This is a genomic window from Pedobacter sp. CFBP9032 (genome assembly GCF_034045265.1).
Classification (GTDB): domain Bacteria; phylum Bacteroidota; class Bacteroidia; order Sphingobacteriales; family Sphingobacteriaceae; genus Pedobacter.
On sequence record NZ_JAXCWE010000004.1, the window covers coordinates 158337 to 174008 of the forward strand.

Annotated in this window: 7 protein-coding genes; all 7 read right to left on the reverse strand. The window is 36.5% G+C overall.

All coding sequences use genetic code 11. The features are described 5' to 3' along the window. Positions 1–338: 338 nt before the first annotated feature. The 7 genes from SOM16_RS09395 to SOM16_RS09425 all read right to left on the reverse strand — a co-directional run bounded on the left by SOM16_RS09395 (position 339) and on the right by SOM16_RS09425 (position 15385). On the reverse strand, positions 339–1850 hold the full coding sequence (locus tag SOM16_RS09395) for a RagB/SusD family nutrient uptake outer membrane protein (RefSeq protein WP_320463749.1): 1512 nt from the start codon (positions 1848–1850) through the stop codon (positions 339–341). Between the two features lie 27 nt (positions 1851–1877). Next, a complete protein-coding gene (locus tag SOM16_RS09400; RefSeq protein WP_320463750.1) occupies positions 1878–5075 on the reverse strand; it encodes a SusC/RagA family TonB-linked outer membrane protein in 3198 nt (1065 codons plus the stop codon). Between the two features lie 266 nt (positions 5076–5341). Next, the gene (locus tag SOM16_RS09405; RefSeq protein ID WP_320463751.1) at positions 5342–6754 is read right to left on the reverse strand and encodes a RagB/SusD family nutrient uptake outer membrane protein; all 1413 of its coding nucleotides are present in this window, start codon (positions 6752–6754) and stop codon (positions 5342–5344) included. Positions 6755–6765: 11 nt separating this feature from the next. Then, entirely contained in the window at positions 6766–9738 is a 2973-nt protein-coding gene (locus tag SOM16_RS09410; RefSeq protein WP_320463752.1) for a TonB-dependent receptor, read from the reverse strand. A 286-nt stretch (positions 9739–10024) separates the two neighbouring features. Next, positions 10025–10567: a DUF1735 domain-containing protein gene (locus tag SOM16_RS09415; protein ID WP_320463753.1), complete on the reverse strand. Its 543-nt coding sequence runs from the start codon at positions 10565–10567 to the stop codon at positions 10025–10027. Positions 10568–10596: 29 nt separating this feature from the next. Continuing rightward, positions 10597–12234 (reverse strand): SusD/RagB family nutrient-binding outer membrane lipoprotein, encoded by a 1638-nt coding sequence (locus tag SOM16_RS09420; protein ID WP_320463754.1) that lies wholly within the window; start codon positions 12232–12234, stop codon positions 10597–10599. 10 nt (positions 12235–12244) lie between these two features. Beyond that, the gene (locus SOM16_RS09425; protein WP_320463755.1) at positions 12245–15385 is read right to left on the reverse strand and encodes a SusC/RagA family TonB-linked outer membrane protein; all 3141 of its coding nucleotides are present in this window, start codon (positions 15383–15385) and stop codon (positions 12245–12247) included. Positions 15386–15672 lie beyond the last annotated feature (287 nt).

Consider the following 15672-nt stretch of genomic DNA (forward strand, 5'->3'; position numbering starts at 1 on the left):
AAATTAGCCTGAATCTTTTTAACTAAAAAGATACATTTATATTAAAATGAGATAAAAGAAAAATTGCTATGGCATCCATTAATAAATTATTTGTTAATACATAATGAAAGTATGCCCTAATAGAATGGAAATAAACGAATTCCGATAAGAAAAATGATAGAAAATGGTTATAACTATTAGGATTATCATTTACATTTAGGAGAGTTATATCTATTAAATGCAATCTAGATTTGGACTGGAATTATTTTAAGCATCAATTGATAAAAAAATAATAATGTAAAAAGCGGCAATTTTCAATTGAAAATTGCCGCTTTTTACATTATTATTTAAACTCCAGACTATGGATTTTGCGGTCCAATATTTGGATTTGCGTTTAACTCATCACGAGGAATTAAAAATAAGAATCTCGGATCTCCCGCAGGAATTTGCAATACGTTAGCAACAGAAGCTGGAACATAATTTGGAACGTTCGCGATAGTTCTGTCTAAAGGTAAATTCAACCGTTTTAAATCTAAATATCTAAAACCTTCACCCCATAGTTCTACTCTACGATTCACCATAATTTCATCGATCAGGGCAGTAGCCGTATTAGTAGATTTAATAGCGCTTAAATCTCTTTTGGATACTAACGTAAATAGAGCGGTCTGTGCTAATGCGTATTGTCCGCTTCTTGCGTAAGCTTCAGCAAGAATTAAATGCATTTCTGCACTTCTCATCCAAGGCACATCTCCTAAAGATGGGTCACCTATTGCTTTAACGGAGAACTTTCTGGTCATATAACTTCTTCTAACAAATGTAGTTAAGGGCAGAGGGAAATTTACTGCGGTTGGCTGAGGTTCCCACATTTTCTTTCTTACATCTGTTGCAGAAATGAGATTATACAAATTTTGATTAATCATTTTTGGTGTAGAGCGCTGGTAACTTGAATTTGCATTGTACGCAATTTGTGCATAAAACGATCCAAAAGTATCACCTTGCTCCGTTGTAGGATTCGCACCCCACATATATTCTGACAGGTTGATGTTATTAAAACCCGTTTGATAATCCGCCTGACTCATTAACGGGAAAGCATTACCGTCTACAACCTCTTTAGCATATTTAATCGCATTAGCATAATCTCCCATAGTTAAGGCTACCCTGGCTCTAAGACCTTTTGAAACCCATACCCCAGCATGAGTTTTATTAGGAACAGAAACAGCATTTAAAGCAATTGCAGCATCTAAATCAGCTACTATCGAAGCATAAATAGTTTCCACACTAACTCTTGGCATTTTGGTATCAGAAGACTTCAATGGCAATGGAACCGCAAGCTGATTATTAGGCTTCGCATCAGGATTATATCTTGTACCATAAAACTGAACGAGGTAAGAGTAAGCATAAGCCCTTAGCGTAAGCGCCTCAGCCTTTATTCTTGATTTATCAACTGCTAAACCTTCCGCAGCATCAATATTTTCAATAATGTAATTGGCATTACCAATCATCCTGAAAAATGTACGGTAATAATATAAGTTACTTGGTGCAGTATCTGTACGAGGCGCAATATAATTACCTTCACCTGTTGATGTAAACCATGTTGCAGCAGCCTGGTGTAAATCTTCGCCCATAAAATCTATCCCCAAAAGAATTCCGGCAACCCCTGGTTTTCCTTGCGCATTACTTGTAGTAGTAGTGGTTCTTTCGAACATATAGCGATATATCCCATTTAAAGCAACACTTGCATTAGCAGTAGAAGAAAAAATATCCTTGCTATCAATTTTATCTGTTGGTGTTGTTTGAAGATAATCTTTTTTACAGCCCGATCCGCCTAAAATCATACCGGCTAAAATCGCTGAGTAAAATATCTTTTTCATATCTGTTTGATATTATATAATTAAAATTTAGAAAGAAGCATTTAAACCCACACTTAAAATTCTTGCCTGTGGATATACATTGGAGTTAGTTCCATCAAACGACTCTGAAGGATTCAAACCTTTTCTTTTAGAGAATAAGTGTAAGTTCTCTGCCGTTACAAATAATCTTGCATTGGTGACATCGATTTTGCTTAACCAGGTTTTAGGTAGATTATAAGAAAGATTAATGTTTCGAATGGCCAGATAAGATGCATCTATTAACCATCTTGTTGATGTAGCATTGATATTGGCTGAATTACCATAATCAGCACGTGGGATAGAACTTGTTGTGTTAGTTTGTGTCCAAGCCCCTAATAAGTCTTTGTGCAATGCCGCACCAAAAGAACTTGTGCTCATTAAACCCTGGTAATTACTGTCATAGAATTTACCACCAATTTGGTAATTTACCAAAACAGAAAGTGATAGATTTTTATAGCTGAATGTATTGGTGAAAGAGCCCATTAAATCAGGAATAGCAGATCCTGACCGACCAAAAAGAGCATTTGACTGATTTGTAGTATACTCAACCCCGTTAACTGTCCTTTTATTCGTTGCAGCAATAGTTTGGGTAGGATCAGGCAAGTACAAAGCGGCTCCATCTTTAGGATCTACGCCTGCATATTGTCTCAACCAAAATTGATAGTAATCATAACCTACTTCTCTTCTCTTTGTACCACTTATTATTTGTGGTGTTTCTGCAGGAAGTTTAGTTACTCTATTTTTTAATATTGTCCAGTTAGTGATTAAGTTCCAGTTGAAATTATCTGTTCTTACCACATCAGCACCCAACATTAATTCTAGTCCTGAGTTGTACATAGAACCAATATTTCTATTGATTGAAGCAACAGGATCAGATAATGGTTGAGGAACATTAAATAATAAATTGTCTACTGATTTTTTGAAATATTCAATTTCACCATATAACCTTCTTTTAAATACTGAAAATGTTAACCCAGTATTAAACGTATTTTGCGATTCCCATCTTAATTCTGGGTTGGCTACTGATGATAAAAGGGCGCCAGGCTCAGCACCATTGTTTGAACCTAAATCATAAAATGCACGATCTGCATAATATAAACTGTTATTGTTACCATCTAATAAAGTGTTGGTACCACTTAACAAAGCATTGTTACCAACCTGGCCATAAGAAGCTTTCAGTCTTAAATCATCCAGCCAGTTTACTTCTTTCAAAAAGTCTTTATTGATAGACCATGATCCCCCGAAAGAGAAGAAAGTTCCCCATCTCGACTCTTGTGCAAATCTTGATGAACCATCCCGTCTTAATGAAGCATCAAAGAAATATTTATCTTTGTAACTATAACCTGCTTTCGAGAAATAAGACTCAATTCGATCGCTATCTGCCTGTCCGCCAGAACTATTAGAAGTTACAAAATTAGCAAATTCTGTATTTCCCTGTACAATTTGACCAGTTCTGGCTGCGTTAAAACCACGGTAGCTAAAATCATAGTTTTCATGACCAACAAGGGCAGAGATCGTATGATCTCCAATGGTTTTATTGTAGTTTACAATTTGATTAAGTGTGTATGACCTAACCGTGCTATTTGTTTGTGATTTATAGCCATTTTGAGTTACACCATCCCCTACAGTAGGGTTCCAATAAGTATTGCCATTATTATTTCTTAAATCAATACTAAAGGTAGGAGTGAATGTAAAATCTTTTAAGAATTTTATTTCTAGGTAAGTTCTGGCACTAACTTGATTTCTCCTCGTTAAATACTCGTTTAATAATGTTTCATACACAACATGTCTGCCTGGTGAAGCACCTTGTGGACGAGCAACTGCACCTGGTTGATTTCCAAAATCATACCATTGCTCACCAGTTAAATTATTCATAATTGGCTCACCTGCAGCATTGTAAGCACGAACAGGATAAATAGGACCAATGCCTCTTGTAAATGAAAATGCATTTACAAAGCTTGAGCCACTGCCTGTACCAGAATCGTTTGCTGTATTTGCTGTGGTCATGGATCCAGAAACATTTAAACCTGTTTTTAACCAAGGTTTAACTTGTGTATTCACATTAACACGAGCATTAAAACGCTGATAATCAGATCTGATCACAAATCCCTGATCATTTAAGTATCCCATTGATACAAAGAAGTCAGATTTTTCACTTTTACCCGAAAAGCTTAAGTTTGCATCAGTTCTTTTTCCTAATCTTGCCATCGCATCATACCAGTCGAAATTATCATACAATAATGATGCATTCGGATTGAGTTGACCATTTGTGCCTACAATCTGAGCACCGGGAACATTAAAAGGATTATAAACCAGATTAGCAAAAACATCCGTTGAAGCTCTTGTAGATGCCGCTGCTTCTGTTAATGCAGGGGATGCATTATACATCAGGTTATTTTTAATACCCTGCCAAACTAAAGGATAATATTCTTGTGCATTAACACGCTCATATTCAGGAATACCTCTTTCTGAAAAACCTTGCACAATGCTTGCATTAATAGTTGGCTGTGAAGATTTACCTCTTTTTGTTGTGATAATTACCACACCATTAGCACCTCTTGAGCCATAAAGTGCAGATGAAGATGCGTCTTTTAAAACTGAAATGCTTTCGATATCGTTTTGGTTAATATCACCGATACTTCCGTCATAAACAGATCCATCTAATACATAAAGAGGCGTATTTGAAGCTGAAAATGAACCAAAGCCGCGGATTCTAATTCCGGCTGAACTTCCTGGCTGACCATTAGAGGCAGCTACATTAATGCCTGGAGCAGAACCTTGTAACGCAGCGGTAATATTGGTTACTGTTCTGTTTTCTAAATCTTTAGCACCTAGCGTAGCCACTGATCCAGTAATTGCCTCTTTCTTTTGAGTGCCATAAGCCACTACAACAACATCAGATAATGCCTGAGAATCACTAGCTAGACCAACATTGACAATACCTGAAGAGGTTACATTAACTGTTTTGGTTACGAAACCTAGATAGGAAAATTGTAAGCTTTGTACTGCTGAAGTAATCCTGATTGAATACTTACCTTCTCCATTAGATACGGTAACGGATTGTGTACCCAAAGCTTTAACACTAACGCCCGGAAGAGGAAGTCCATCGTCTGAAGACGTTACTGTTCCACTAATTGTTCGATCTTGAGCCATTGCATTGAATGCAATAAACAGAAGCACGAACAAACTTTGTAAAAGTTTTTTCATGAATTTAAATTAGTTTGTTTGATTATTTAATTAATCCGCAATTTATAACATCTCAAAAAAATACGCAACATTTCTGAACCAATAAAAGCATTTAGCGTCTTTTTAAACAGGCGTTTTACATTCAGATGATAAAAACTTAATTGCTTTAAGGTGCCTATTTATATTTTAGCAATAACTTCTTTATCAAAAAAAATTAATAAATACAAAAGCGCCGCCTTCAATCGAAAGCGACGCTTTTGTATTTATTAATTATGTTAAATCAGAAACTAGTAACCTGCGTTTTGCTGACCTTGCAAACCTGGATTGTTATCTATTTCTCTTTGAGGAATTGGTAAGACTGTTTTGGCACCACCAAAAGCTGCAGGTGCATTTCCTACTCTCAACGGCTGTCTATTACGAAGTAAATCCATTCTGCTGTGTCCTTCAAAGGCAAGTTCCTTGCGACGTTCTATCAATAATGCATCAATAAGTGCTTGTTGAGAAACGACCGTTTTAGCGGTAAGGCCTGCTCTTGATCTAATTCTCGAGTTTAAAATTGTAATGGCTTCAGCATTAGGTGTAGCACTCTGATGTGCTAACGCCTCTGCCAGGTTCAAGTATACTTCTGTAGTACGAATAACTGGAGAATTATCTGAATTGTTTACCGCATCAGGAAACTTAGAAGTAAAGAAGTGAGGCAAACCATCAGCAGCTGTACCTGAATTCTTTAAATTATATCTTCTGTCGCCAGGTTCTGAAGTATATGCATTAATTAGGTCTTGAGAAAAAGGAGCGTCACCGCGCCCGCCAACGGCAGCTGGATTATAGTAAGAAGCCCATCCACCAGAACCTGTCCTACCATTGTCGATAGCACTGTTTTGAATAGTAAAAACATCTTCACTTGTATTGCCACTATAAAAGCTATAATTTGGCGCGGTATCATAAATACCTTGAGAAAGCGTACTTCTTGCTGCACTTTCTGCTTTTGACCATTCTTCTCTGTACAAGTATAATCTTGAAAGCAGTGCAAATGCAGCACCTTTTGTTGCACGTCCACGGGTTTCTGCAGCATCAGCATACGACTGAGGTAATACACCTGAAGCTTCCGTTAAATCCTGAATGATTTGCGCATGAACCTGGCTTAGCGTATTCCTCGAGGGAAACTCAATAGTTCCTGTAAAATCAGCGGTAACTAAGGGTACACTTAAATTTGTACCAGCACTTACCTGGAAAGGTTGAGAAAAGAAGTTAGCTAACTGGAAGTAAGCTAAAGCACGTAAAAATTTCGCCTCGGCTATGTATTGAGATTTTTCTTCTGCAGATAATCCTTCAACACCATTCACTTTCGAAATGATCGTATTTGCTCTTGCTATAACTTGGTAATGAATCTGCCACAGTACCTGAACATTTGAATTAGTTGAAACAGCTGAAAAATTATTTAGATCTTGCAGGGTAGGGAATGTGCCTACAAAATCTACATTATTTCCCATATAGTCACCTATTACTTGCGGTAAGCTACCATAAAAATCCAGTGTCTGAGCGGTACTGTATACACCCCTTAGTGCACTAAGCGTAGTGGCAGGACTATTAAAAACTATCTGATCTGAAAGAGATTGTTGCGGTAACAAATCTAGTTCTTTTTTACAGCCAAACATCGATAAAACGATGGCTGAGGTTAATATATAATATCTTAATTTCATTTTTTCAGTTATTAAAGACCAATATTTACACCAAAAGTATACGATTTTGCTTGTGGTAAAGCAAAGAAACTTTGACCTACAACTAAGTTTGATGCACCATTTGCTGAGATTTCCGGATCTCCTCTAAATTCTTTATTCTTAATTGTCCAAATGTTTTGTGCCAAGAAATAAAGTCTTACGCTTGAAAAGATTTTTGTTCTTTGCAAGAATTCTTTTGGAAGATTGTAACCAAAAGTTAAATTCTTTAAACGGAGGTATGAACCATCTCTTAACTGCGCTGTAGAGGCCTGAGAATAAGTAGTTCGAGTGGGGCTATTTAACGCAGGCGCAAAAGCATTTTGTCCAGGCTGTGTCCAATAGTCTAACAACTTAACACTTTTGTTGTAAGAACCTGTACCAAAATTATCTGTGAATGTTAAACCATCAAGGTATACATCATTTCCATAGGTAAAGTTAAAGAATGCTGTTAAATCGAAGTTTTTATAGGTAAAAGTATTGGTGATACCTCCTTGAAAATCAGGATCTCCTTTTCCAGCGATTACTCGATCAGCAGCAGTCGGAGTTGTAGTTGGTGTTCCATCTTTCTTTAGCCATTCTGCATTTCCAGTTTGTGGATTAATGCCATTATAGCGAATCAAATAAAATGAATTTTTTGAATATCCGGTGATTGCACGTTGTACAGGGCTTCCTTGTAAAAAGTCACGACCATCTTCATCAAGATTTTTTGGTAGAGATAAAACTTTATTCTTATTGAATGCGATATTGAATGATGTTCTCCAGGTAAAATCACGTCCCTTTATATTATCTGAGTTTACAGAAAATTCAAACCCACGATTTCTCAATTCGCCGACATTTTGTGAACTGGACGCGAAACCAGTAGTATATGGGAAAGGAACGTTAACAAGTAATGCAGTAGTATTTTTATTGTAGTAATTTACCTGTAAATCAATAGCATTAAATAACCTTGCAGATACACCAATATCTAATTGGGCAGTTTCTTCCCAACTTAAATTAGGGTTTGGCACTACATCTGGGGTTAAACCAGCAGCCCCAAGATAATTGGCGCCTGAAGCGAACGTACCAACAGACTGATAATAGCCTATGTTATCATTACCTGCTGTTCCGTAACTGGTGGTAAGTTTAAGGCTTTGTACGTACTTGTTATCTTTATTAAAAAATTTCTCATTTGAGATCAACCATCCAGCCGATACAGCATAAAAATTACCATATTTTTTATTAGGTCCAAATCTTGAAGATCCATCTCTTCTGAAAGAGCCTTCTAATAGATATTTTTTATCAAAATCATAATTCAAACGAGCAAACTGTGACTCAAGTGCCCAATCATAAATGTTTTCAGATGCTGTAATTGGCGTAGATGCTGATCCCACGTTAGGAAGGTCGTCACTGGCGAAACCTGATCCTTCAACAAAAATCTGAGTTAAAGTAGAGGTTTCAAAACTATATCCTAACAATCCTCCAACGGTATGCTTACCAAAAGTTTTGTTATAATTTAACGTATTGCTGGTAACCCATTTGCGATCAGTATAATTTGATCTATAAGCATATCCACCTGGAGTAAGCAGATCAAGTTCTCTGTATTTTTCGTCAATACCATAGTTATCAATACCCCAGTCAGTTTTTAATTTCAAACCATCAATAATTTTTAATTCTGCAAATGCATTTCCTGTGCTTCTGTCGGAATAATTTTTGTTGATACCTGTAGCAGCAATGGCAACTACATTAGCTACAAAACCAGTATTTTGGAATTGTCCATCTGGACCATAAGGTGTAATATAAGGTAATTGCAGATAAGCAGCAGTTAATGGTGCATATGTGTTATTTTCAGAACCAATTCGGTCCATGTCAACTCTCGAAAGGTTATAATTTAACCCAAAATTTATCTTGTCGGATAGTTTATGTGTTAAGTTTAATCTTCCTGACAAACGTTGTAATTGATTACCCAAAGTATAACTACTTTCATCAGAATATGATCCACCAATATAGAATTGTGTTCTCTCATCACCACCCGCAGCACTCAAATTGGCATTGTTTAATTTTCCAGTCCTTACAACTGCGTCTATCCAATCATAACTAGCTGATGGATAAGTTGGAATAGTTCCATTATTTGCTCTCAAATAATCCGTTCTAAACTTGCGGAATTGATCTGCATTCATCATTTCTTCAGTAGCTGTTGGAGAAGAAAATCCGTTTTGATATTCTGCAGTAATTCTCGTTTTTCCTGACGCACCTTTTTTGGTTGTGATCAAAATTACACCATTTGATCCACGAGAACCATAAATAGCTACTGCGGAAGCATCCTTTAATACAGTCATGCTTTCAATATCATTAGCACTGATATTCAACAATGGATTTAATGAAGATGATCCACCTTGAGCTTGGCTATAATCACCACCAGAAGAATTTAATGGAACACCATCGATTACATAAAGTGGTCTACCACCTGCTCCGATAGACGAACCACCTCTAACCGTAATTTGTGCTTCAGCACCTAATACTCCAGAAGAATTTACCATATTCACACCAGCCGCCTGACCTTGTAAAGCCTGTTGAGGTGTTTGAATTGGCATATTCTTAAATGAACTCGAATTTACCGTAGTTGTAGATTGAGTTGTTAAGGCTTTGCTTTGTTGACCATATCCAACTACAACAACATCAGTTAGTGTTTTTGCATCTGTAGTAAGAGCCACATTAATTGTAGTTGTATTAGATATCACAACAGATTTTGTTGTATAACCAATAAATGAATACTCTAATGTATTCGATCCCGAAGGTACACTAAGAGAATATTTTCCGTTAGAATCTGTTACTGTTCCAGATTGTACACCTTTTACTCTTACACTTACACCAGGAATTGGTAATTTGTCATCCTGAGAAGTAACTGTACCAGTAATTGTTCTGTCTTGAGCTATTGCAGAAAATGCAATAAACAAAAGTACGAACAAACTTTGTAGAAGTTTTTTCATGAATTTAATGTTAGTAGATTGATTAAAAATTTGTAAGAGGCAAATCTAATGTTGTCTGTTTAGTATTTAACATTTTTTAACAACCCAAAAGAATAAATGACAATTTCACGACAAACATCGTTATAAATCTACATTTTGAAATGATTTAAATGACAGGCTATTCTTAGTAAATGACTATAGACGTTTAAAAGACGTCCAACATTAAAAAATTAACCTTCGAAATACTCATATAACATAAAAGCCATCCAAAACTAATTGGATGGCTTTTATAAGTAGAATCTATCTCCTAGTTCGCAGCTACAGCTACGATTATCGAACCAAAGTTACCACTGATGGTACCTTGTGAGGCTGAATTTATCCTTAGCGGAAGTGCATAAGTTGACCCCGATACGAAGTTATTTGTATTTATTGGGATGGTTAAGTTAACCCCTGCTTGCCCTGATGGTATAACAACTGTTGCAGGTAAAGTATACCAAGCAGCAGGAATTAATGTATAAGATCTGCTAGCCTGAGTATTGTGCAAAGTAAGCGCAGCTGCATCAATCCCAAGCCCAACGGTAATATCAGATGGCGCGGGTTTACCTGTACCACTGTAGTTAACCCGGATATTTAAAGGAGATGCTGTTCCTTTGGCAAGCGTTAGCTGATAACGGGCTAATTTCACACTTGCCGTTAAAGAACCAGAGGCGATGAAATCTGGATTATCAAATTCAATGATTGCACCAGCACTATTAGGCGCATCTGGTCCGATAAGCGGATCAGACTTAAGGCAAGAACTTAATGTCAATACGACAAATAATATTGCCAGGTTTTGAAATATTCTTTTCATTTCTTTTCGTTTAAATTTAAATAACTATTCTATCTAGCCCAAAATATTTTGGTTGAATACTTATTGATATTAGTAGGTACATTTGCACCATTATAAGTAAACTCAGTACTAGGATAAAGTAATCTGGTTGGTAATCTATCAGCAGCAGTTGAAACTCCGGCAATGGAAACAATTGTTTGCGCAGGGGTAGCAGCACTGATATCTGGGTTACTTACCGGATAACCTGTTCTTCTAAATTCATTCCAAGCCTCATCTCCAAAGATTAAGTTTAATGCAATGTATTTTTGTGTAATGATGGCTTCTAATTGCTGTGCCAAGCCTGTTGCCAAACCATAGTTTGCAATATATTTAGTTGCATTTGCTGTTTGATAAGCAGTTGCATCGGCAACTGGATCTTTACCAGCAGCAATAGCTCCTGTATTTGTTTTATACAAATATCTATAAGATGCCTGAATGCCTGAGTTAAATAACGTTTGCGGATTACCTGTTATAATACCAGTTAAAGCTGCTTCCGCTTGAAGAAAATAACTATCTGCAGCCAAGATAACAGGTTGAGCAGCATCTGGACCTTTGAAAATTCCAATAGCTTCAAAAGCGGTTGCACTGGTGCCTCTAAACCAAGAGTTTGGTGTAGCGCCACGCCCAGCTGTAGCCAATTGATTGCCCAACTGATTTGTTGCTGTTGCTATTCCTGATTTATAAACTACATTTGCACGTGCCGGATCAGTTAATTTAGTTCCATTATAAAAACTCATAATGAATGGAGTAGGCACATAATTAGAACCTCCTGCAGCTGCTGCATTTGCTGCAGAGTAGGCGAAACCGTTCCATGCTGGGTTTTGTTTTCCAATCACTTTGGTATATCCTGGATTGATAGATGCATCATCAGTTAAAAAACCAGCGCCATCAAAAACCCTGTTCGAAAAGTTTACTTTATTTCCTGCCCTTACAATTAATCTTAACTTAAGTGTATTCGCAAACTGAACCCATCTTGTTATCTCAGCAGCAGGTGTTGCGCTTGAACCAAACATTACATCTGCACTTTTGAAATTACTAGCTGCTGTCGGATTAGCTTTAAATGCTACAATCGCCGCATCGCAAAGATCTGCCAAAGCTTTGTAAACATCAGTTGCTTTATCATATTTAGGTGTAACACTTGCCGCACCTTTTAATGCGTCAGTGTAAGGTATGTCACCATATTGATCAACTAATCTTTGAAAGGTATAAGCTTTCATTAATTTAGCTGCGGCATTAAACTGAGCATAACCAGCTAATCCTTCTGTACGATCAATTACATATTGAAAATCATTGGCAATATCATAGCTATTATTCCATAAACGTTGCCAATCTGTAGATGCATAATCATAAGAAATGATTGCACCCCAACCGCTTACGCCACCACCATTTGCGGCATAGCCTACTACTTGTGAACCATAAAAGTTAAAGGATGCAGTAGTTGTTGCATTTCCAGGATTAGGTATCGTTCCTTCAAGTGCTGTTTGTCCCCAAGTTAAATTCGCTACGGCAGTCATAGCCTGAGGAAGCACTAACTCTGGCGTACCTGAAATAGGTTGATTAGTATTTGTATTAACATCAAGGTATTTTTTGCATGATGATAAGGATATACCAACAGTAGCTGCAAAAAATAATATAAATATCTTTTTCATGATTTCTGTATTAAAAAGTAAGTGATAACGTAGCACCATAATAACGAGATGGAGGCGTTTGCGTTGAATTTAAACCAACTCCATTACCACTGTTTGTATTATTACTACTGTTACTATATTCAGGATCTGTATATACGTTTGTTTTTGGCAGAAAGATGAACAGGTTACGTCCTTGAGCACTGATTCTGGCTGCCTGAATAAATTTAGATTTAGCTAGAAGTGATTTCGGGAAATCGTAACCTAAAGTAATCTCTCTTATTTTCCAAAAGTTACCTGAGGTAATATAATTTTCATCTATGCTCGTTCTTGGACCACCGATAGTCCAGTAGCCTGGTCCACCGTCTTTAATGGTAATATTTGTATTTTGAACATAGGTATTGGTTGCCGGATCCAGGTAAGAGGAGTTAGGGATCACAAAACGCTCTCTATTGTAAGCTACTGTATTGATACCTGCACCACTAAAATCCAAACTACTAGGACCGATTCCGTTATATACAGAATAACCACCTCTATATTCTGCCAAAGCTGTTAAAGTAATCCCTTTAAAGGTTGCACTAAGGTTAATACCGAAGATATCAGTTGGAGCAGCATTACCGAAAATAGATAAAGTAGAGCTTCCCGAAGGATAACCTGTAACACGATCAACAATAACTCTTCCTTGAGGATCTCTGTTATAAGATCTGCCTTGCAATACCGGGAATGGCTGACCAGCAATCCCATAAGAACCTGCATTTGTTGTATTAGACAGGTTTATGCTTGGAATACCTGCTAGTAACTCATCAACCATGTTTTTGTAATGGGCATAGTTCGCTGCAACAGTAACTGTCCAGTCAGATGTTCTAACAGGAACAAATCCTAATGTAGTCTCAATACCTTTGCTACTGGTTTGTCCAGCGTTTAATAAATAATTACTAAATCCGGAAGAGTTAGCAACTGCAGCGGTTACTGTCTGGTTTTTAGTTTTGGTACTATAATAAGTAAAACTTGCATTGATCCTATCTTTTAAAAAGGACATGTCTGCACCAGCTTCAAAAGAATAAGAGAACTCAGGTGTAATATTTGGAGATACAATACTATTACCTACAGTAAACCCACCGATTCCATTATAAGGGAAACCAGAGTTCTGATTGAAAGTAGCATCTAAGCGGTAAGCACCTAAAGTATTTGTAGCACCACCTACGTTAACTAAACCAACTTTAGATAAACCAGCTCTTAATTTGATATAATCAATTGCTTTGATTTCTTTCAATGCAGGAATTGCATCTGTTGGTACAAATGAGATCGTTCCGGCCGGATAGAAGAATGATCTATTGGAAGCAGATAAACGAGAATCCCAGTCGTTACGTGCTGTGGCATTTAAGAATAGATAATTCTTAAAACTCACATTTAATAACCCATAAATAGCTTGTTGACGCGCTAAATAGTTCGTCTCAGTTGCAGTAGGTGTATTAGTACTATTGCTAAGATTAAATAATCCTGGCTGAACCAAGCCACTAACAGAAGCTTCTAAAGATTTGGTACGATCCTGACGCAGAAATGCTGCGGCAATTAAATTAAAATTGAAATCATTAACTGTTTTTTTGAACGACGCTTGAAACTCATTGGTAATACGGCCAGTATATAAAGAGTTATCAGTTACACTACCAACAACATCAGTTCTTTTATAAGCACCAATTTCAGGTCTGGTTTTGATGTAATCGTTAAATCTGTAAATGTCAGAATATGATTTACCTGAATTGTTTCTACTGTTAAATCCAACACGGTAAGTTAGGTCAACCCAGGTTGCCGGGCTATATTTTAAATCCCAGCTTCCAGTGAAATAGTCATTTCTAACGTTTTCACGGAAATTATCAATACTGAAATAAGGATTAGTATAATAAGCATTTGGATACCCACTTGGATCAGCAAAAGGATCATTTTTCCAATCTTTGAACGATGTGATTGGCAAATTTCCTGGACTTTGTAACATCTGATCGTAAAAACCAGTTGAAGTGGTTTGATTGTAACGGTTTTGAGCATAACTCAATGCAAATGAAGTTGACAAGTTTTTAAGCAAATTTCTTGTTCCATTAAAACGAACATTTGCCTTATTAAATCTGTCTTTTGGAAGTGTACCACTGACATCAACATATTGACCAGAGATAAATAATGTCCCTTTTTCATCACCAGAAGATAAAGATAGATCACTCTGACTAGTTAATCCGTTGTCCCAAAAGTCATATTTATCGTTACCCCATTCATAAGGACTTGTTCTTACTGTACCATCTGCTAATGGCAAACCAATTTCTCTTGGTACGCCATCAAAAGCAGGTCCAAACTGTTGGTTCTCATAACCTAAATATAATTTTAAGTCGTTATCTGAACCACCACCAAATTGTTGTTGTAATTTAGGAAAGAATGCAACTTGCTCAACAGTTATACTTTGCTGTGCTTTAATTTCCAACTTACCTTGTTTACCTTTTTTAGTTGTAATGATTAAGGCGCCATTTGATGCATCAGAACCGTAAAGTGCAGCACCACTTGCTCCATTTAAAACGGTTACGTTATCAATGTCTTCGGGGTTTAAATTACCTAATACAGAGTTAGGAACAATAACAGCATCCAAAACGACAAGCGCCTCGTTGTTACCTGTTAGAGACCTTTGGCCCCTTAATACAACCCTAAAATTAGGATTCGTTCCTCCAGACGTTCCGTTAATTTGCAAACCAGCTACTTTACCTAATAAACCACTAGCAATATTGGTTGGTTTAGCACCAATTAATTGCTCAGACTTAATAGTTGTATTTACTGTACCCAAAGATCTTCTACTAGCTGTTAAACCTGCTGCAGTTACGATTACTTCATCAAGAGATGCTGCATCGCCAGCCAAGGCAACATTTACTGTGCTTGATGTACCCAAATTTTTACTTTGAGTGACAAAACCAATAAAAGAAAAGTTTAGGGTATTTGATCCAGCTGGAACTCTAAGGGAGTATTTACCATTTGCATCGGTTACGGTACCAATTTGAGCACCTTGTACTTTAACACTTACTCCGGGAATCGGTAATTTGTCTTCCGTTGAAGTAACTGTACCAGTGATTGTTCTATCTTGTGCATATGCAGCCGTAGCCATGCACAGGAATATGAACAAACTTTGTAGAAGTTTTTTCATAATTTGAAAATAGGTTAGTTAATGATTAATGATTCTCCTAATTTAAGTTTTGATAACTGAGTTAAGAAATATTATTTAACATTTTTTAACAACTTACAGAACTAACAACATAAACAATTAATAATCAGTATATTATTTTTCAATAAGGTTGCAAGATGTGGATGAAATTCCTTTTATATCACTAACTATTTGGTATTTTAAATAGCAGTATTTTTTGATTTTGACGTATGATTAAGACAACAAACGGCATATTTTTTATAAAAAGCATTCATTTTTGTAAAAAAACA

Bases quoted from the DNA above. Each gene is read 5' to 3' on its own strand.
- SOM16_RS09400 (WP_320463750.1), bottom strand. From the start codon at position 5,075: ATGAAAAAACTTTTACAAAGTTTGTTCGTGCTTCTGTTTATTGCATTC.
- SOM16_RS09425 (WP_320463755.1), bottom strand. From the start codon at position 15,385: ATGAAAAAACTTCTACAAAGTTTGTTCATATTCCTGTGCATGGCTACG.
- SOM16_RS09410 (WP_320463752.1), bottom strand. From the start codon at position 9,738: ATGAAAAAACTTCTACAAAGTTTGTTCGTACTTTTGTTTATTGCATTT.
- SOM16_RS09415 (WP_320463753.1), bottom strand. From the start codon at position 10,567: ATGAAAAGAATATTTCAAAACCTGGCAATATTATTTGTCGTATTGACA.
- SOM16_RS09405 (WP_320463751.1), bottom strand. From the start codon at position 6,754: ATGAAATTAAGATATTATATATTAACCTCAGCCATCGTTTTATCGATG.
- SOM16_RS09395 (WP_320463749.1), bottom strand. From the start codon at position 1,850: ATGAAAAAGATATTTTACTCAGCGATTTTAGCCGGTATGATTTTAGGC.
- SOM16_RS09420 (WP_320463754.1), bottom strand. From the start codon at position 12,234: ATGAAAAAGATATTTATATTATTTTTTGCAGCTACTGTTGGTATATCC.